Here is a 19,062-nt window from a genome sequence, read left to right on the forward strand (position 1 = left end):
AACGCTCGACTGGGAAACCCCAGCCGAGCGTCTCGCTAAGCTCCTGGCCACAGCCAGTTGATCACCTGTGTTGCAACGGCCCCTGGAATTCGCCGCGACAGCCGGGGCCCTCCGCCGTCGGAGGGGCGCGCGGTCACGGCTCCTCACCGCGCGCCGCTCGTGGGACGGGCCCTACTCGAAGAGAACGGGCCCTACTCGAAGAGATCGGAGTACGACCCCAGGGCCAGGGCGATGTCCGCCTGTGCCCAGAACCGGTGGTAGGTGAAGGTCGGCGCGGCTCCGCCCCTCAGATACGCCTCGACCTTCGACCAGGCCGGGTCGCTCCGGTAGAAGGACCGGATCGAGTCGAAGGTGGCGGTGGAGTCGATCCGGTCGCCGTTGGGCATGGTGCCGGTCCACCCGCTCGGGATGTGCACCGGGTCGTCGAACCGGCTGTAGTCGGTGCGGGTTTCGGGAACGGCGATGCCCAGGGCGTCCCGGTGGTGGTCCCACATCCCGTCGAGCAGCGCCTTGGCCGTGGTCCTGGCCTCGGTGTCGCCGGACCTCGCCGCGTAGTAGGAGAGGGTCTTGGCGTAGGCACCGGCCACACCGACGTCATTGGTGTAGTCGGCGACGGTGACATGCAGACCGGCGTTGGCACCGGGAGTGGTGGCGTTCCAGGTGTCGGGTTTGCCGGACCACTGGAGGGTGGACGGGATCCGGTAAGTCCCGTCGGGGTTGACGGTCGTCTCGGACAGGGCCCAGTCGACCCACTTGTCCAGCACCGCCTTGGCGGCACTGTCCCCGGTCTGGTGGTAGTACTCGGCGACGCGCTCCATGGACCAGGCCTGGAAGCCGAACCACTGGTTGGACGGCGGGTCGTGGTAGACGGGCGCCTCGTCGTAGTACATGCCGTAGAAGGTCGGGGTCCCGGCCGGGGGCTGGGCGTACCGGCCCTGCCAGCTGTTGGTGGCGCCGCCCGCGATGGCGCCCTCCGAGGACTGGAGCCAGCGGTAGAACTCCAGCTGCCGCTTGAGACTGGTGCTCCAGTCCGCCTGGCCGGTGGCCGACTTGGGCTTGAGATCCGCGTACGAGCTCAGCGCCCACGCGGCCATCGGGTTCTGGTACCCGCCGTGCGCGAAGCTGGATCCGATGCGCCAGGCCCAGCCCGCCGAGGCGTCGGTGGCGCCGCCCCAGGCGTAGTACCAGGAGAGCAGATAGTGCGAGCTGTTCTTGCCGCTGCCGGCCGGGCAGGCGGTCTCGCCCGCGCAGCCGCCCACCTTCTTGAAGTACTTGTCGTACATGGCGTAGCGGAGATAGTCGCCCATCTTTGCGGCCTTGGCGACATTGGCCGCCACCTGGCTGCCCTTGCCCTGCTCCTTGGCCCACTCCGAGGCCCAGTAGGCCGCCTGGACGGCGCGGGCGTCGGCGTCGGGCGCGTTGGTGAACTTCCACTGCTTCGCGTAGGAGGCGTCCTTCGTGAACAGATCGAGATAGCCGTTGGTGCCGCCGTACTTGAAGGCGTCGCAGGTGGGCTGGGGCACCGTCTCCCAGACGGACTCCTGCGGTCCGCGCTGGAAGGTGTTGATGTACGAGGGGCCCTGGTCGGCGGGGCCCGCCTCGCACTTGCCGGGCGCGTTGCCGTATCCGTAGACGTTGTCGACGTCCTGGATCCAGTGCATGCCGTAGATGTCGTCGGTGCCGTAGGCGCTCTTCAGCTCGCCCGCGATCGGATCGCCGCCCACCGGGACGGCGCTGTTGAGCTGGGACGGGTACTGCGAGGGCAGATCCCACTCGGGCGCGTAGGTGGCGGGTTTCGAGGCCGTGTAGAAGCTGTTGGTGGACTGGTCGGCGTGGGTGGGGATCATGTACCGCTCCATGATGTCCCACGCGCCGTTGAATCTGCTCCAGTCGCCGGTGACCTTGCCGTACATGGCCTGGAGCCAGATCAGATAGCTGTACGCCTCGGAGGTCGTCTCATGCCCGTGGTCGGGCGCCTCGACGATCAGGGTCTCCACGGAGTGGTACGGGATCCCCTCGGGCGAGAAGTAGCCGGCCGCGGGGTCGGTGATCTTCCCGTACAGCTCCAGGAAGCGGGCGTCGTAGCCCGAGGACGCGGCGAGCTGGGTGACGGTCACCTCGGCCTTGGTCTGTCCCGGGGCGGTCGCGGTGAAGGTGGCGGAGCCCGTGCCGGTGGCGGCGGCGGAGACCGTCACCTGCTGCGCGGTGTCCCAGTTGGCGGTGGTGAAGGTGAGGCTGCCGCCCGCGGTGACGCTGAGACCGGTGTTGCCGGCGGTACGGGCCACGGTGACCTGGACCGGAGCGGTGGGCCGGGCGGAGAGCTTCACCCCGAAGGTGCCTGTCCCGCCCTGCCGTACCCCGAGCTGGGTGGGGCTCGCGACGAGTGAGGGACCCGCGGCGACCCGTACCCCGACCGGGGTGGACTCGGCCGAGGCGCCCAGACCGTCGTACGCCTTGGCGTACAGCGAGAGATCACCGGCCGGGACGCCGGTGTAGTCGAAGGTGTACGGCGAGGTGGTGTCGGTGCCGAGCAGTGTGATGTCGCTGTAGAACTCGACCTTGGTGACGCCCGCGCCGTCGGCGGCGACAGCGGTGGCGGCCATCGGGATGGTGCCGCCCGCGGTGAACAGCGCGCCGGGGGCCGGACTGGTCAGTACGGCGAGGGGCGGCTGATGGGCACCGGCGCAGGTCACTCCGTTGACGGCGAAGGCGGTGGGCGCGGTGTTGGTGCCGCTGTAGGTGAAGTTGGCGCCCGCGCCCGCCGCCGCTCCGGGCGCGATCCGCGCGTTGTGCGCGGCGTTCCTGACGGTGACGGCCTTGCCCGACTGGGTCCAGGTGCCGTTCCAGCCGCTGGTGAGCGTCTGGTTGCCGGTGTACGCGTAGGTGAGCGTCCAGCCGTCGACCGGGTCCGTACCCCGGTTGGTGATCGTGAGATCGGCGGTGAATCCGGAGCCCCAGTCGTTGGTCCGGTAGTCGACGGAGCACTGGAGGGCCGCGGCGTGCGCGGGGGCGGCGTCGACCGCGGTCAGACCGAGCGGCAGGGAGAGGGCGGCCACCAGCGCGGTGAGCAGCCGGCGGGTTCCGCGTGTCCGGCGGGGCGCCGGACGGAAGGCCCGGCGCGGGCGTCCGGGCGGGGGTGGTGTCCCCGGTGGTGAGCCTCGTAAGCCTGGTGAACCTCGTAGGCCGAGCATGGCGTGGTCCTCCTCGCGGTCCGGTGCGGGTGTGGGGCGGGGCGGGAGTGCGAACCAGTGGGAGCGCTCCCAAGCGTCGAGCGGTTGTGGGGAGGTGTCAAGAGTTCGAACAAGACGCACGTCCGGGCGAGTCCGTCCGTAAAAGAAGTCAACGGGACTGTTGACGCACGCCACTTCGGCGCTACCGTCGAACGCAACCAGTGGGAGCGCTTCCATCAGTCATACGCCGTGTCAGGCGGCGTATCGGCCATCGAGGAGTCGCTCCGTGCGAGCACCACCACACCTCGGCGCGCCGCTCCGTGTCCCGGCGTGCCGCTCTTCGCCACGGCCCCGTCCGCGGATCCGGCGTCCCCTGTCGCCGCCGCCTGGCACGCGCATCTCGCACCACGGCACGCCGACCGACTTCGGCGTGGGATTCCGTGACCACCTGAAGGGACTCTCATGAGCCGCACCACCGCTCCTCCACGCCGTGCCCGTACGGCGCTGCTCGCCGCGAGCGCGCTGATCGCCGCCGCGGCCGGCACCGCGACCGTGCTGAACGGGCCCGCCTCCGCGGCGGCGGCGGGCTGCACCGTGGACTACAAGATCCAGACGTCATGGGACAGCGGCTTCACCGCCAATGTCAGTGTCACCAACACCGGTGACGCCATCAGCTCCTGGAATCTGCAGTGGAGTTTCGCCGGGAACCAGAGGGTGACCCAGGGCTGGAACTCGGCCATCACCCAGACCGGCACGGCGGTCTCCGCCGCCAACGCGGCCTGGAACGGCACACTGGCCACCGGTGCCTCGGCGTCCTTCGGCTTCAACGCCTCGGCGACCGGGACCAACGCCGTACCGGCCGTCTTCAAGCTGAACGGTGTCACCTGCGGCACACCGGGCGGCGGCGATCCCTCGACCCCGCCGCCCACCGACCCGCCGCCGACCACTCCCCCGCCGGCCGGCTCCAAGGTCGACAACCCGTACGCGGGCGCCGGGGTGTATGTGAACCCGGAGTGGTCCGCCAAGGCCGCCGCCGAGCCGGGCGGCACCAGGGTCTCCAACCAGCCGACGGGTGTCTGGCTGGACCGGATCGCGGCCATCGAGGGCGTGGGCGCCGGGATGGGGCTGCGCGACCATCTCGACGAGGCGCTGCGGCAGGCGGCGGGCGGGCCGCTCGTCGTCCAGCTCGTCATCTACAACCTGCCGGGCCGTGACTGCTCCGCGCTCGCCTCCAACGGAGAGCTGGGCCCGACGGAGATCGACCGCTACAAGAACGAGTACATCGACCCGATCGCCGCCATCCTCGGTGACAGCAAGTACGCGAGCCTGCGGATCGTGACGACCGTCGAGATCGACTCGCTGCCCAACCTGGTCACCAATGTCGCACCGCGGGCGACCGCCACCCCGCAGTGCGATGTGATGAAGGCGAACGGCAACTACGTCAAGGGAGTCGGCTACGCGCTGAACCATCTCGGCGCCGTCGCCAACGTCTACAACTACGTGGACGCGGGCCACCACGGCTGGATCGGCTGGGACGACAACCTCATCCCCTCCGCTCAGATGATCAAGCAGGCCGCGACCGCCGAGGGCAGCACCGTCGACAAGGTGCACGGCTTCATCGTCAACACCGCCAACTACGGTGCGACGAAGGAGAACAACTTCACCATCAACGACAATGTGGCGGGCCGGTCGGTCCGTGAGGCGAAGTGGGTGGACTGGAACCGCTACGTCGACGAGCAGTCGTTCGCCCAGGCCTTCCGGCAGCAGGCCGTCGGCGTGGGCTTCCGGTCGGACATCGGCATGCTGATCGACACCTCCCGCAACGGCTGGGGCGGTACGGCCAGGCCCGCCGGACCCGGCGCGCAGACCAGTGTGGACACCTATGTGGACGGCGGGCGGTACGACCGCAGGATCCACCTGGGCAACTGGTGCAACCAGTCCGGTGCCGGGCTCGGTGAGCGGCCGAAGTCGGCGCCCGCCGCCGGGATCGACGCGTACGTCTGGATGAAGCCCCCGGGCGAGTCCGACGGCGCGAGCAGGGAGATCCCGAACGACCAGGGCAAGGGCTTCGACCGGATGTGCGACCCGACGTACACCGGCAACCCGCGCAACAACAACAACCTGTCGGGGGCGCTGCCCAACGCGCCGCTCTCCGGTGACTGGTTCTCCGCGCAGTTCCAGGAGCTGCTGAAGAACGCCTACCCGGCGCTGTAGAGCACCGGGCGAACAGCAGGCACCGAGCACCAAGCACCGAACACCAGCAGCACGGGACCGGCGGACCCGAGTGTCCGCCGGTCCTTCGCCGGGTCCTGGCCGGTTCCTCGCAGGTCCTGGCCGGTTCCTCGCAGGTCGTTCAGCGCACGACCAGCACCCGTTACTCATGAGTAGTCCACGGCGCGGAGGTGACATCCACGACTTACCCGCGTTCCGGCGGCCATGACAGCGTTGACACCGTCACCGGCCGAGGGAGCGTGTGTGAACAAGGGCTACGCCGTATTCTGCGACGCAGACCGGCACTTCTACGACGCACCGCACCGGCTGTCGTCCACCGGCGGCACGGGCCACGAGGCCCTGTACGAGGCCGCCCGGCGCCCGGCACCCGCCGGCTGGCAGCGCCATCGCGCCGGCGACTGGCTGGCCTGGCGCCCGCTCGTCCACCAACTGCCCTCCCAGGGCTGGAAGATCCATGTGTCGGCGGGTCTGGACAACGCCGAATCGGTCCTGGACCGTGTCATGAGTTACTGCGTACCGCGCGGCATCGCCTTCAAGTTCATGCCGAGCCGCTATCTGCTGCACACCCGCAACGCCAAGTACGCGGACCGCGGCGCCAGCGGGAAGTTCATCACCGTGTATCCGGCCGACGACCGGCGGTGCGGCATCATCGCGGCGGAACTGGACGCCCTGCTGGCGGGCGAGACGGGACCGTACATCCTCAGCGACCTCCGCTGGGGCGGTGGCCCGGTCCATCTCCGCTACGGCAGCTTCACCCGGCGGAACTGCTACGACGCCGACGGCGAACTCCGCCCGGCCATCGAGAACGCCGAGGGACGGCTCGTACCGGATGTGCGGGGGCCTGTCTTCCGCATTCCCGACTGGGTCACTCCCCCGTCCTTCCTGCGGCCGCATCTCGAAGCGCGCGACGCCGTGTCCGTCGCGGACCTGCCGTACACGGTCGAGCGCGCGCTGCACTTCTCCAACGGCGGGGGCGTCTACGCCGCGCGGGACAACAGGACCGGCGAGAAGGTCGTCCTGAAGGAGGCGCGTCCGTACGCCGGTCTGGCCGCCGACGGCGCCGACGCCGTCACCCGGCTGAGACGTGAACAGGAGGCGTTGGAACGGCTGTCGGGGCTCGCCTGCACCCCGGAGGTGCTCGACAGCTTCACCCTGGGGGACCATCACTTCCTGGTGCTCCAGTACATCGAGGGCAAGCCGCTCAACACCTTCTTCGCCCGGCGCCATCCGCTGATCGACGCCGATCCGGACGCGGCCCGCCTCGCCGATTACACCGCCTGGGCGCTGCGGATCCACCGGCTCGTCGAGGAGGCCGTCGAGGCGGTGCACGGGCGCGGTGTGGTCTTCAACGATCTGCATCTGTTCAACATCATGGTCTCCGAGGACGAGTCGTCCGTGGTGCTGCTCGACTTCGAGGCCGCCGCGCCCGTCACCGTCAACGGACGCCAGACCGTGGCCAATCCGGCCTTTGTCGCACCGCCCGACCGGCGCGGCTTCGATGTCGACCGCTATGCCCTGGCCTGTCTGCGGCTGGCCCTGTTCATACCGCTGACCAGTCTCTTCGTCATCGACCGTGCCAAGGCCGCGCATCTCGCCGAGATCGTGGCGCGGGAGTTCCCCGTCGACCGCGCGTTCCTCGACGAAGCCGTCACCGAGTTGCTCCGTGACCCCGTGGGCGACCGGGCGACAGCCGTTCGCCCACGGGTGGCGGGAGACGGCCCCGCCCAGGGGCCCGTGGCGGGAGACGGCCACGCCATGGGCCCCTGTCTGCCGGCCGAGCCCGCCGACTGGCCCCGGAGCCGGGACTCCATGGTGAACGCCATCCTCGCCTCGGCGTCGCCCGACCGGGAGGACCGCTTCTTCCCCGGTGACATCGCCCAGTTCGGCACGGAGGGCGGCGGTCTGTCGTTCGGCTACGGAACGGCCGGGGTGCTGTACGCGCTGGAGGAGAGCGGCGCGGGCCGGTGTGTTCCGGCGGAGGAGTGGCTGCTGCTGAGAACGAAGGAACCCGCCTCCGGCACACCGCTCGGTTTCTACGACGGTCTGGCCGGTCTCGCCTGGACACTGAACCGGCTCGGACACGCCCAACGTGCCCTGGAACTGGCCGAACTGACGCTTGATCAGACCTGGGAGTCCCTGCCGTCCCCTCTCCACAGCGGCATCGCCGGGCTGGGGCTGGCGCTGAGCGACCTCGCGGCGGCGTCCGGGGAATCCGCGCTGGACGACGCGGCGCTGCGCTGCGCCGAACTGGCCGCCCGCGTGGTGTCGGACGGTCCGGCTCGGCCGGGCCCCGGACTCTCCCGCGCCGGACTGCTGTACGGCGCGTCCGGCCTCGCCCTGTTCTTCATCCGCCTCTACGAACGCACCCACGACACCGCGCTGCTCGATCTCGCGGCCGAGGCGCTCCGTCGCGACCTGGCCCGTTGCAGACACGGCGCGGGCGGAGCCCTCCAGGTCGACGAGGGATGGCGCACCATGCCGTATCTGGGGGCGGGCAGCGTGGGCATCGGCATGGTGCTCGACGACTATCTCGCGCACCGCGCGGACGACGCGTTCGAACGGGCACGCGGTGAGATCGTACGGGCGGCACAGTCCAACTTCTACGCGCAGCCCGGACTCTTCCGCGGCACCGCGGGAATGGTGCTGTATCTCAGCCGCACCACGGCCCCGGGCCCCGGCGCGGAACCGGCGGGCGTACGGCGCCAGATGGACGCCCTCTCCTGGCACGCCATGACCTACCGCGGCCAACTGGCCTTTCCCGGTGAGCAGATGATGCGGCTGTCGATGGATCTGTCGACCGGTACGGCGGGGTGTCTGCTGGCCCTCGCCGCCGCCTCGACCGGCCGTCCGGCCCAACTGCCCTTCCTCCCGCCGCTCAGGCGGCCCTAGAGCCGGCTCCCGCCAGGAGCCGAAACAGAGCACACCGTCCCCAAGAATGAGAGGCAAGACAATGACCCTTCTCGACCTGCAGTCGATGGAGACCCCGAAGGAAGAGGCGATCGGCGACGTGGAGACCGGGAGCCAGGCGAGCCTGCTGCTCTGCGGCGACAGCAGCCTGAGCCTCTTCACCTGCAACTGACGTCACGAGTGTGACATCGCAGGTGAACGATGTCGTCCGGCACCCGCCGGCGTGATGTGACGGACGGCTTCCCACGCTGATCAGCAGAACAACGGGGTCCCGGGCGGCGATCAGGTCGCCGCCCGGGGCCCCCGCCCGGCCGTGATCCGGCCCGGAGGAGGACCCCGCCCCCATGGTGTTCCAGCGCCGACACCGGCACCGACACCGGCATCCGTCGCCCAAGGACCATGACCGTGACCGCGCCACACCGCTCCTGGCGCGGTCCGGCCCGTGTCCGCCGCCTGATGCGGGTCCATCGGCCGATACGGGTCCGCCGCGGCGTTCGGGTCCGCTGCTCGGCGCGGCCCGGCACAGCGCGGGCCTGGTCGCGGTGGTGTTCCTCTGCTCGGTCGCTTCGGCCGGAGCCTCCCTCGTCCTGCCCGTGGCCGTCGGCCGGACCCTGGATCTGCTGCTGGACCACGACGGCGGAGCCGGGTTCTGGCTGCTTCTGTGCGTTGTCGCGATCACCGCCGAAGTGCTTCTCGACGCCCTGGTGGCCCTGGTGAGCGGCACGGCCAACGCCCGTTCGACCGCCTGGCTGCGGCTCGGGGGCCTGACCCGGCTGCTCGCGGCGTCACCCGAGCGGGGCTCCCGCTTCTCCCCCGGCGACATGGCCGCGCGGCTCTCCGCCAACGCCACCGAGGCCGCCGCCGCGCCGGTGACCGCCGCCTCCCTCGCCGCGTCGCTGCCCGCGCCGGCCGGGGCGATCGTCGCGCTGTTCCTCATCGACCTCTGGACGGCCGTCGCCTTCCTCGCCGGACTCCCTGTGCTCTTCCTGGTGCTGCGCGCCTTCACCCGCGACTCCTCCGACAGCGTCGCGCGGTACCAGCGGGCGCAGTCCGACATCGCCTCCCGTCTCGTCGAGGCGCTGGGCGGCGCGCGGACCATCGCCGCCGCCGGTACGACGGACCGCGAGATCGGCCGTGTCCTCGCTCCGCTGCCCGAACTGGACGTCCAGGGACGGCGTATGTGGCGCGTGCACGGCCGGGCGATGGCGCGCGGCGGTGTCCTGATGCCCCTGCTGACGACCGGTGTGCTGGCGGTCGGCGGAGTACGGCTGGCCTCGGGCGCGATCAGCGTCGGTGAACTGCTGGCCGCCTCCCGGTACGCAGCGCTGGCGGCCGGCGTCGGAGCCACCGCCGGTTTTCTCGGCTCGCTGGTACGGAGCCGGGCCGCGGCCCGCAGAACCGCCGAACTGCTGGACCTGCCCGCCCTCGCCCATGGCACCGCGTCCCTGCCGCCGGACGGACCGGGCACACTCCGGCTGCGCGGGGTACGGGTGGTACGCGACGGCCGGCCGCTGCTCGCCGGTGTGGATCTGGAGATCCCCGGGGGTGTCTCGGCGGCCGTGGTGGGGCGTTCCGGAGCGGGCAAGTCCCTGCTCGCCGCCGTCGCCGGGCGGCTCACCGATCCGGACGAGGGCTCCGTACTGCTCGACGGCGTCCCGCTGGCCGCCGTCGAGCCGGGGCAGCTGCGCCGCGAGATCGGCTACGCCTTCGCACGGCCCGCCCTCTGGGGCGACACGATCGGCGAGGCCCTGGCGGGCGGCGCCGAGCGGGTCTCCCTGAACCGGGTACGGGCGGCGGCCCGCGCGGCGGGCGCGGACGCGTTCGTACGGCTGCTCCCCCAGGGGTACGGCACACCGCCGGGCGAGGCACCGCTGTCCGGCGGGGAACTCCAACGGCTCGGTCTGGCACGGGCGTTCGCGCACGCGGGGCGGCTGCTGATCCTCGACGACGCCACCTCCAGCCTGGACACCGTCACCGAGCGGCAGGTCGAACGCGCGCTGGCGCGGGACGTCCGGGCGGGCACCCGGCTGATCATCGCCCACCGGCTCTCCTCGGCGGTCCGGGCGGATCTGGTGATCTGGCTGGAGGAGGGGCGGATACGGGCGGTGGGACCGCACACGGAGCTCTGGCGCTCCCCGGCCTACCGCGACGTCTTCGCGACGCCGGACCCGACCCGGGACGCGGCCCAGGACCCGACGCAGGTACCGGACCCGATACCGCTGCCGGACCCGACGCAGGTGCCGGGCCCGGACTCGGTGCCGGGCCCGGACTCGGTGCCGGAGCCGAGCCCGGTGCCGGAGCCGAGCCCGGTGCCGGAGCCGGTGCCCGTGATGGCACCGGAGCACTCCGCGCCGTCCGCGCGCCCCGCCCCGTACCGAACCGGGCGTGTGGCGGCCGACCCGAAGGAACGGCCCGGCCGGTGACGGCGAAGGAAAAGACCGGCCGGGCTCCCGCCGAGGACAGGGGCACGCCGCACCAGGGCCGGGGCCCGCTGCGCCGGCTCCTGCCGCGTGGCCGCCGCTTTCTGTCGCGCAGAAAGGGAGTTCTGCTCAGACTCACCGGCTGGTCCCTGCTGGAGTCCGCGCAGACCTTCCTCGGCGGCTACTGCCTGGCGCGCGCCCTGGACCAGGGCTTCCTGGCGGGACGGACGGGCCCCGGCCTGGTGTGGCTGGCCGTGGCGGCCGGGGCGATCCTCCTCGGCGGCCCGCTCGTACGCGGTGTCTTCGCCGAACTGGCCTCGCTGGTGGAGCCGTTGCGGGACGCCCTGGTCCGCCGGGCGGTGAGCCGGTCGCTCCGCCGGGCGGTGGCCGACCCGGCGCGTCCGGACACCGGCGCGGTCTCACGGCTCACCCATCAGACCGAGATCGTGCGGGACACCTTCGCGGGTCTGGTGCTCACCGCCCGGTCCTTCGTGTTCACGCTGGTGGGGGCGGTGGCCGGAATGCTGACGCTCGCGCCGCTGTTCCTGCTGGTGGTCGTACCGCCGCTGGCGCTGGGGCTGCTGCTGTTCCTCGCCACCCTGCGCCCCATGGCCGCCGCCCAGCGCGCGTTCCTGGACACCGACGAGGCCCTCGCCGAACGCGTCGGCGCGATCGGCTCCGGTCTGCGCGACATCGTGGCCTGCGGTACGGGGGCGGAGGTGGCGGACCGTACGGAGCGGCTGATCGACGCGGGGGCCCGCACCTCGCGCGTCCTGGCCCGCTGGGCGGCCGTCCGTACGCTGGCGCTCGGGGTGGCCGGGCAGCTCCCCGTGATCGTGCTGCTGGCCACCGCCCCCTGGCTGCTGCGCCACGGGGTGACGGCGGGCGCCCTGCTGGGGGCCCTGGCCTATCTCGTCCAGGCGCTGCTGCCCGCCCTCCATACGCTGATGACGGCTCTGGGGGCGGCGGGAACCCGGTTGCTCGTGGTCCTGGAACGGTTCGAGGACCGAACGGCGGATCCCGCGCCCACGGCACCGCATGCCCCACCGCGTCCGGACCCGGCCCCGGCGGCGGACCCGGCGGCGGACCCGGGCCCGGCGGCGGGCGGCTGTGCCCCGTCCGCGCGCCGGACCCGGCCCGCCGTGGAGATCCGCTCGGTCACGGTGGCGTACGGTCCCGGTGCGCCTCCCGTGCTCGACGGTCTCGATCTGACCGTGGAGCAGGGCGAACACATGGCCGTCGTCGGACCGAGCGGTATCGGCAAGTCGACTCTCGCCGGTGTGATCGCGGGCCTGGTCGCCCCCGGCCGGGGAACGGTCCTGCTGGCGGGCGAGCCCGTATCGGTCCCGCCGACGAGCGCCTCCGCGGAACGCCGTGTACTGATACCGCAGCAGGCGTACATATTCACCGGCACCATCCGTGACAACCTGCTGCATCTGCGTCCCGACGCGTCGTCCGCCGAACTGACGGCGGCCGTCGACGCGCTGGACGCGGCCGGGCTGGTCGGCCGGCTCGGCGGACTGGACGCGACGGTCGAGCCCGCGAAGCTCTCGCAGGGCGAGCGTCAGCTGCTCTCCTTGTGCCGCGCGTATGTCTCCTCCGCGCCCCTCATGATCCTGGACGAGGCCACCTGTCATCTCGATCCGGCCGCGGAGGCGCGCGCGGAACGGGCACTGGCCGCACGCCCCGGCACGCTGATCGTGATCGCGCACCGGCTGTCGTCCGCGCGCCGCGCGGACCGCGTTCTCGTACTGGACGGCACCCGGCCCGCCTGCGGAACGCATGAGGAGCTGCTGACCGGATCCGTCCTCTACCGTGATCTGGCCGGCCACTGGTGATCCGCCGGCCGGCCCGGCCCGGTCAGAGCCAGCCGGCGCCCTGGGATATTCGGACCGCGTCCAGGCGATTACGTCCGCCGACCTTCCGTATCGCGGCGGCCAGATAGTTGCGTATCGTCCCCTTGGACAGATGCAGGGACCGCGCGATTTCATCGATCGACGCGCCCTCCGCCGCCCTCGCGAGAACACCGAGTTCGCGCGGGGTCAACGGCATCTTGGCGGCCTGGAGAAAATCGAAGGCCAACGATTCATCGATAAATCGCTCTCCTCTTGACACTCTGTGAATGGCCTCGACCAATCGCCGGGGTTCACCGTCCTTGTTGACATAACCGAGAGCTCCCGCGTCAAAAGCTCTACGTAAAGCTCCCGGCTTCCGTACGGTGGCGAGAACCAGCAGACCGGGGCCATGGCCCAGGTCACCATAGGCGGACGCCGTCTTGCCCGCGTGCCCCGGAGAATGCTCGGAAGAATCCAGACAGTCGATATCGGCCACATACACATGGGGCGGTGTTCCGTACGTCCCGTGGAATGGCGTACACCCGGGAGCCGACGAAACATCGAGTGTGGTTTCGGCCCGCAACAACGCCACCAGCGCCGAGCGGAACAGACTTACATGGTGTACCACATGGACCCGGATCATGTCCTGCCTCCTCTTGTTGTCATCGCCCACACCACAATGCCCGGCGAAAGCGGCCGAGAACGCGAAATTCGTCAGCAAGGGAGGCACTTTTCGGTGCACGCCGTGCACCCGCGTGCGACAGTGCGCCCACGCGCGCGCCCGGCGGGACGGCGTAAGGACACATGAGGGGTTCACGCGAGCGCCGTCGAGCGCTAGGAGGTGTCCGGGCGCACCGGTCCCCGGACGACTGGGCCTCGGCAGACCTGGGGGACGGCCGTCCCTGGACGGCCGGACCGCCCCCGCGCGCTCTCCATATACTCCACTTATTCCGTTTCGCCGGGAAAGGAGGAAAATAGCAGGAGAGAGTCCCCTTGGAGGCGAAGCGATGAAACAGACCCGCTACACCCAGGACCACGGTCTGACCACCCGCATGGTGACCACCATGTTTCTGATCGGCCTGCTGTATGTGGTCCTGGTCGGTGTGCTGCTCGCGGTGCTGGGCAAGTTCTGGCCCATCGTCCTGATCGTCGCGGGCGCGCTGTTCATCGCGCAGTTCTGGTTCAGCGACCGCATCGCCGCCTTCGGCATGGGCGCGCGTGAGGTCACCCCCGAGCAGGCACCCGAGCTGCACGGCGCCGTCGACCGGATCTGTGCGCTGGCCGATATGCCCAAGCCACGGGTGGCGATCGCGCAGAGCGACATCCCGAACGCCTTCGCCACGGGCCGCAGTGAACGCAGTGCCCTGGTCTGCGCCACCACCGGACTGCTGCGCAGGCTGGAACCGGAGGAGCTGGAAGGCGTCCTGGCGCACGAGATGTCGCATGTCGCCCACCGTGATGTGGCGGTCATGACGATCGCCTCGTTCCTCGGTGTGATGGCGGGTCTGGTCACCCGTTTCGCGCTCTACAGCGGACTGTCGAACAGCGCCAGGAACGCCGGCCCGGCCGGTCTGGCGATCATGGTCATCCCGCTGGTCAGCTCGGTCGTCTATGTGATCGGGTTTCTGCTGACCCGGCTGCTCTCGCGCTATCGGGAGCTGTCCGCGGACCGCGCCGCCGCGCTGCTGACCGGCCGCCCTTCGGCGCTCGCCTCGGCCCTGACCAAGGTGAGCGGGCAGATGGCGCGGATACCGACGCGGGACCTGCGCAAGGCCGAGCCGTACAACGCGTTCTACTTCGTCCCCGCGTTCTCCTCGAAGGAGAGCCTGAGCCGGCTGTTCTCCTCCCACCCGACCCTGGAGCAGCGTCTGGAGCAGCTCGCCCGGCTCTCCGCCGAACTCGCCCGCCCGTGACAGCCGTAGCCCGTGACACTCGTACCGACCCGAGCAGCGAGGAGCTGTCCCGTGGGTCTTCTCGACACCATCCTCGGCCGGAGCAAACCCGTCCGTCCCCACCTCGACCAGCTCTTCGCCCTCCCCTCCGCCGCACTCACCCTCCAGGCCGGCGCGGGGTTCGTCCCCACCGGACTGGGTTCGGTGTGTTTCGCGGGCGTCGAGGGCGGGGGCTTCGCCCGGATCAGACAGGACGTGGAGGAACTGCTCGACGCGGACTCGGGACGGGCCGGTCACCCGGTGGAGTTCAGCCAGGACTCGTACGGCTATACATGGCTGCTCGCCCGCAGGCCGCCCGACGACACCGCCGCTCTGGTCAATGATCTGCACGCGGTCAACACACTGCTGGAGGAGGGCGGCTTCGGGCCGCAGCTCCTCTGCTCGCTGATGGGCTTCCGGGACTCGGAACAGCGGCCTCTCGGGCTCGTCTACCTCTACAAACGCGGCACGTTCTATCCCTTCGCTCCCCTGCCCGGCGGCGACGAGAAGCGGGACAACCAGCGGGAGCTCCAGGTCCGGGCGCTGCTCGGCGACGACCTGCGGATCGAATCCGATCTGGCCCGCTGGTTCCCCGTCTGGGGCGCGCCCGGCCTGTGAGGGCGGCCCGGCTACTCGCGCCGGCCGCGGCCGTGCAGGGGCAGAGCGGCGAGCGCGAGCAGAATGGCGAGTCCGAGCAGCATGACCGCCTCGGGCACGGGCCGCCCGGCGCGCCAGAGCTGGACCGGCAGCCCGATCCAGGGCACGCGCAATCGTGCTACGCCGTGGAGCGCCGTGGGCCGTACCGGGGTGGAGTCCGGTGTGGAGTTGGCGTCACCTTTGGTGATCAGTTCATTGCCGGGAAGTACCCGGTGGACCCGATGGGTGAGCAGACGACCGGGTCGGGTGGGGTCCTCGGCCAGCACGATCTGGCCCACCGCCGGTGTGCGGTCGCGCACCGGCGGCTGGTAGAGAACGACGTCGCCCGGCACAAGGGCGGGACGCATGGAGCCGGACTGCACCACTCCCGCTGTCCAGCCCAGCGCCAGCACGGGCAGATGCGCCCACACCAGCAGCCCGACCATCGAGCCGACCACGGTACGTGAGAGGACCGCGGTGGCCACGCGGACCGGATGCGGGGCGCCCTTGGCCGGGGGATGGCGGAGCGCGCCGGCGGCCAGGTCGCTCGGGAGAGTCACTCGCGTTCCCGAGCTTCCCAGGTGAAGGTCACTTCGTTGACGGTCTCACCCTGCGCGCCGTTGGGTGCGCTCGGGCTGAACTTCCACGCGAAGCGGAAGCTCCGCGAGTTGGGCGGCTTGCCGGGCAGGGTCCAGGGGCCCACGCCGGTGCGGAAGTCGGTGTGCAGGGCGACGAACTCGTCCAGGGTGCCGTTGAACGCGGTCCTGTGCGGGGTGAAGCCGTCGCAGTTCCCGAAGGTGCCGCCGCTGCCCACCTCGATTCTGAGGTTGACGAACGACTGGAAGTCGTCGGGCCAGTTCGGTGAGTTGCTGTACAGCTTGAGCGCGGTGGGGAACTCGGCGTTCGACTTGACCCTGGCGCAGTTGGAGCCCGTGTCGCCGGGTCGCATGTCCTCGATATCGAACATGGGCTTCCTGCTGTCATTGCCCAGCCCCGCCGAGGCGGCGGTCCATGTGTTGCCGCTGTTGCTGCTGGTCCCACTCCAGTCGGCGTTGGTGGCACCCCAGACCAGAGCCCCGCTGAGCAGTAACCCGAGCGGAACGGGCACCACCTGCGCCAGCACGTTCAGCCAGGGACGCGCCATCGCCCACTCCGTTCAGTTCCGTCGCTTTTGCATCATATTGTCCCTATCTGTCTCACTTACGGCGGTGTACCGCTCCGTGTCGCGATCTTCCGGGATCGAGACGCACGGGTCCGCCCCTCCGAAGCGCGCGCCCCGCCGCGCGTCCGCTCCGAACGGGAGTCGCCCTGTCATGACATCGCGACCGGTGACCACCAGCGACCGCTGTCGGCCGAACGAGGCAACGCGGTCCGCCTCGGCCGGCCGGTACCGCTCTCATCCGCGGCCGCGATCGCGTGGTCCGAAATGAATATCCGGCACCTGGACGCCGGTGAGGGCCCGGCGGGAGCAGGCAGGCAAAAAGCCGCGCCGCCGGGCTACCGGCGGCGCGACCGTGCTCCTGGCCTCGGAACCTGAAGGACTGGACCGCCCTGGCGACGGCCCTTACGGCTTGGGCAGGGCGCAGCCCGCGCGGCTCAGGTCGATCCTGCTGCCCGTGCCGACGCAGGGCACGATGCCATAGGTCTCCTGCGCGTAGTTGATGCCCTGACGCACCGTCACCGTGCCGTTCTGGTCCACCTCGCACGGGTTGTTGAGCGTGCACCGGCCGCCGGACTCGTTGCCGGTGTTGTTGACGGCGACGACCTTGCCGGTGGTGTCGTCGATCACGGGCGAGCCCGAGGTGCCACCGATGGTGTTGCAGGCGGAGGTGTACCGGACCGAGTCCTTCCAGGTCCAGTCGGCCTCCTTCAGCTGATAGGCGAAGCCGTCGACATTGCAGCTGTAGATGCGCTTCCAGTAGCCGGAGACCACCTTGATCGCGCTGCCCTGCACCGGCCGTACGGTGTTCAGCTCCAGCGCCGATATCCCGTACGAGCTCTGGATCTGGGCATAGGTGCTGGTGAGCTGGTACAGCGAGATATCGGTGTCGGTCATCGTCGCGTACGCGATCTTGCTGGCGCGCAGGGTCGCGACGCCGGTGCCCGCGGAGTTGAGCAGAGTGAAGGTACGGGTGGAGGCCCGGTCGACGACGACCTGGCCGGGGCCGAGGAAGCCGGTTTCCAGACAGTGGCCGTTGGACAGGACCAGGGCCGGATCGCTGGGCTGCGATCCCGGCGTACGGACCACGGAGCCCGAGCAGTTGCTGAGCGCCACCGTACCGGCGTAGGTGACCGCCTTGACCTGGGCTTGGGGCGTCGTGCCGGTCGTGGCAGTCGTCGTCGGCGCCACCGTGTCATGGCTCGCGGCCATGACCGGTGCCGTACCCGCTCCGAGGAGCAGGACGGCGAGGAGCGCGCCGAGGAGAGGCTTCTTCATGTGGGGGTCCCCTCTGTGACCGAAGTGCCTTCGGTTTTGTCATGCGCATTGTGGATGCGAGGACGAAGGCGGGCAACCACGCCTCAGGAAGCGACAGTTGTCTCTTCCGAGGTCCAGGCGGCGGCCTGATCGCTGAGCGAGAGACCCAGTCCGGGGCGGCTCGGCACGGTCATCCGGCCCCCGCGCAGTTCGAGCCGCTCGTTGAACAGCGGCTCCAGCCACTCGAAGTGCTCGACCCAGGTGGCCCGGGGATAGGCGGCGGCGAGATGCAGATGGATCTCCATCGCGAAGTGGGGCGCCATCCCGAGGCTCTTGTGGTCGGCGAGGGCCATGATCTGGAGGAAGGGGGTGATCCCGCCGACCCGGGGCGCGTCGGGCTGGATGAGGTCGGCGGCCCCGGTCATGATCAGACCGGTGTGCTCGGCGACGCTGGTGAGCATCTCGCCGGTGGCCACCGGGGTGTCCAGGCTCGCGGCCAGCGCCGCGTGCCCCTCGGCGTCATAGGCGTCCAGCGGCTCCTCGATCCAGGTGAGGCCGAACCCCTCCAGGGCACGTCCCATCCGGGCGGCGGTGGTGCGGTCCCACTGCTGGTTCGCGTCGACCATCAACGGCACGTCGTCGCCGAGGTGTTCCCGTACCGCCTCGACGCGCCGCAGATCCGACCTGCTGTCCGGCCGGCCCACCTTGATCTTGATACCGCCGATGCCCCGCGCCAGCGCGCGGCCGGCGTTCTCCAGCACCTGGTCGAGGGGCATGGAGAGAAATCCGCCGGAGGTGTTGTAGCAGCGTACGGAGTCACGGTGCGCGCCCAGCAGCTTGGCCAGGGGCAGCCCGGCCCGGCGGGCCTTCAGATCCCACAGGGCGATGTCGAAGGCGGCGATGGCCTGGGTGGTCAGCCCGCTGCGCCCCATCGACGCGCCCGCCCAGACCAGCTTCTGCCAGAGCCGTCCGGTGTCACTGGGATCCTCGCCGATCAGCTCGGGGGCTATCTCGCGGGCATGGGCGTACAGTCCGGGACCGCCCGCCCGCTTGGAGTAGCCGAAGCCGATGCCCTCGTGGCCCCCTTCGGTGGTGATCTCCGCGAAGAGGAACGCGATCTCGGTGAGCGGTTTCTGACGTCCGGTCAGCACCTTGGCGTCACTGATCGGGGCGTGCAGCGGCAGCCGTACGAGCGAGAGGCGGACGGCGGAGATCCGGTCGAGCGTCGCCTCCCCCGGGGCCGGGGCGAACGGCTTGGCGGAGGAGGGCTGGAGGGCGGATGTCATGACACGGCTCCTTCGAACTACGCGCGTAATACGTCGCATTACGGTGTCGCGTACGGGCCGTCGGGGTGAGGACGGCCGACCGTACGGCTGGGCCGACGGCCGCGCCCTGCGTAGTCGAACCCGTGGAGCCCGGCACGGCGACGAACAGAGCCCTGCCCCTCGACCCGCCCCTCCACGCCTCCGCGCCCCGGACCGGCCCCGGGCGAGCCCCGGGCGGGCGACTGATGGA

13 protein-coding genes are annotated in these 19,062 nt (G+C 70.6%); 7 read left to right on the forward strand and 6 right to left on the reverse strand.

Going from position 1 to position 19,062, the window contains the following annotated elements; translation table 11 throughout:
* Window positions 1–191 precede the first annotated feature (191 nt).
* Window positions 192–3,059 carry a glycoside hydrolase family 48 protein gene (locus tag ACWGDX_RS37350; protein WP_453633022.1) on the reverse strand — a complete coding sequence of 956 codons (2,868 nt, stop codon included), beginning with the start codon at window positions 3,057–3,059 and terminating at the stop codon, window positions 192–194.
* A gap of 573 nt (window positions 3,060–3,632) precedes the next feature.
* Here ACWGDX_RS37350 and ACWGDX_RS37355 point away from each other — a divergent pair.
* From ACWGDX_RS37355 to ACWGDX_RS37375, 5 genes are all read left to right on the forward strand, one after another.
* On the forward strand, window positions 3,633–5,384 hold the full coding sequence (locus ACWGDX_RS37355; RefSeq protein ID WP_453633002.1) for a glycoside hydrolase family 6 protein: 1,752 nt from the start codon (window positions 3,633–3,635) through the stop codon (window positions 5,382–5,384).
* Window positions 5,385–5,645: 261 nt separating this feature from the next.
* Window positions 5,646–8,291, forward strand: a complete 2,646-nt coding sequence (gene lanKC, locus ACWGDX_RS37360) for a class III lanthionine synthetase LanKC (RefSeq protein WP_453633004.1) — start codon at window positions 5,646–5,648, stop codon at window positions 8,289–8,291.
* Window positions 8,292–8,352: 61 nt separating this feature from the next.
* Window positions 8,353–8,481, forward strand: coding sequence for a SapB/AmfS family lanthipeptide (locus ACWGDX_RS37365; protein ID WP_365904278.1), 129 nt, complete (start codon window positions 8,353–8,355; stop codon window positions 8,479–8,481).
* Window positions 8,482–8,653: 172 nt separating this feature from the next.
* Window positions 8,654–10,732 (forward strand): ABC transporter ATP-binding protein, encoded by a 2,079-nt coding sequence (locus ACWGDX_RS37370; protein WP_453633006.1) that lies wholly within the window; start codon window positions 8,654–8,656, stop codon window positions 10,730–10,732.
* Window positions 10,729–12,567: an ATP-binding cassette domain-containing protein gene (locus ACWGDX_RS37375; protein WP_453633008.1), complete on the forward strand. Its 1,839-nt coding sequence runs from the start codon at window positions 10,729–10,731 to the stop codon at window positions 12,565–12,567. The genes ACWGDX_RS37370 and ACWGDX_RS37375 overlap by 4 nt, the downstream gene beginning before the upstream one ends.
* A 22-nt stretch (window positions 12,568–12,589) precedes the next feature.
* On the opposite strand, the gene ACWGDX_RS37380 is transcribed toward ACWGDX_RS37375, so the two are convergent.
* Window positions 12,590–13,285, reverse strand: coding sequence for a response regulator transcription factor (locus tag ACWGDX_RS37380; protein WP_453633010.1), 696 nt, complete (start codon window positions 13,283–13,285; stop codon window positions 12,590–12,592).
* 286 nt (window positions 13,286–13,571) lie between these two features.
* Between ACWGDX_RS37380 and htpX the strand changes: the two genes are divergently transcribed.
* The gene (gene htpX, locus ACWGDX_RS37385) at window positions 13,572–14,477 is read left to right on the forward strand and encodes a zinc metalloprotease HtpX (RefSeq protein ID WP_453633012.1); all 906 of its coding nucleotides are present in this window, start codon (window positions 13,572–13,574) and stop codon (window positions 14,475–14,477) included.
* A 51-nt stretch (window positions 14,478–14,528) separates the two neighbouring features.
* A complete protein-coding gene (gene pspAB / locus ACWGDX_RS37390; RefSeq protein ID WP_453633014.1) occupies window positions 14,529–15,113 on the forward strand; it encodes a PspA-associated protein PspAB in 585 nt (194 codons plus the stop codon).
* 11 nt (window positions 15,114–15,124) lie between these two features.
* Here pspAB and ACWGDX_RS37395 read toward each other — a convergent pair whose 3' ends face one another.
* The 4 genes from ACWGDX_RS37395 to ACWGDX_RS37410 form a co-directional block, all read right to left on the reverse strand.
* Window positions 15,125–15,691, reverse strand: coding sequence for a S26 family signal peptidase (locus ACWGDX_RS37395; protein ID WP_453633016.1), 567 nt, complete (start codon window positions 15,689–15,691; stop codon window positions 15,125–15,127).
* Window positions 15,688–16,275, reverse strand: a complete 588-nt coding sequence (locus ACWGDX_RS37400) for a hypothetical protein (RefSeq protein ID WP_453633018.1) — start codon at window positions 16,273–16,275, stop codon at window positions 15,688–15,690. The genes ACWGDX_RS37395 and ACWGDX_RS37400 overlap by 4 nt, the downstream gene beginning before the upstream one ends.
* A gap of 420 nt (window positions 16,276–16,695) precedes the next feature.
* Window positions 16,696–17,568 (reverse strand): S1 family peptidase, encoded by an 873-nt coding sequence (locus tag ACWGDX_RS37405; RefSeq protein ID WP_363086250.1) that lies wholly within the window; start codon window positions 17,566–17,568, stop codon window positions 16,696–16,698.
* A gap of 83 nt (window positions 17,569–17,651) precedes the next feature.
* Window positions 17,652–18,833 (reverse strand): L-talarate/galactarate dehydratase, encoded by a 1,182-nt coding sequence (locus ACWGDX_RS37410; protein ID WP_453633020.1) that lies wholly within the window; start codon window positions 18,831–18,833, stop codon window positions 17,652–17,654.
* Window positions 18,834–19,062: the final 229 nt, after the last annotated feature.

It is taken from the genome of Streptomyces sp. NPDC055025 (genome assembly GCF_053608565.1).

Bases quoted from the DNA above. Each gene is read 5' to 3' on its own strand.
- ACWGDX_RS37355 (WP_453633002.1), top strand. From the start codon at position 3,633: ATGAGCCGCACCACCGCTCCTCCACGCCGTGCCCGTACGGCGCTGCTC.
- ACWGDX_RS37365 (WP_365904278.1), top strand. From the start codon at position 8,353: ATGACCCTTCTCGACCTGCAGTCGATGGAGACCCCGAAGGAAGAGGCG.
- ACWGDX_RS37370 (WP_453633006.1), top strand. From the start codon at position 8,654: ATGGTGTTCCAGCGCCGACACCGGCACCGACACCGGCATCCGTCGCCC.
- htpX (WP_453633012.1), top strand. From the start codon at position 13,572: ATGAAACAGACCCGCTACACCCAGGACCACGGTCTGACCACCCGCATG.
- ACWGDX_RS37400 (WP_453633018.1), bottom strand. From the start codon at position 16,275: ATGGCGCGTCCCTGGCTGAACGTGCTGGCGCAGGTGGTGCCCGTTCCG.
- ACWGDX_RS37405 (WP_363086250.1), bottom strand. From the start codon at position 17,568: ATGAAGAAGCCTCTCCTCGGCGCGCTCCTCGCCGTCCTGCTCCTCGGA.
- ACWGDX_RS37410 (WP_453633020.1), bottom strand. From the start codon at position 18,833: ATGACATCCGCCCTCCAGCCCTCCTCCGCCAAGCCGTTCGCCCCGGCC.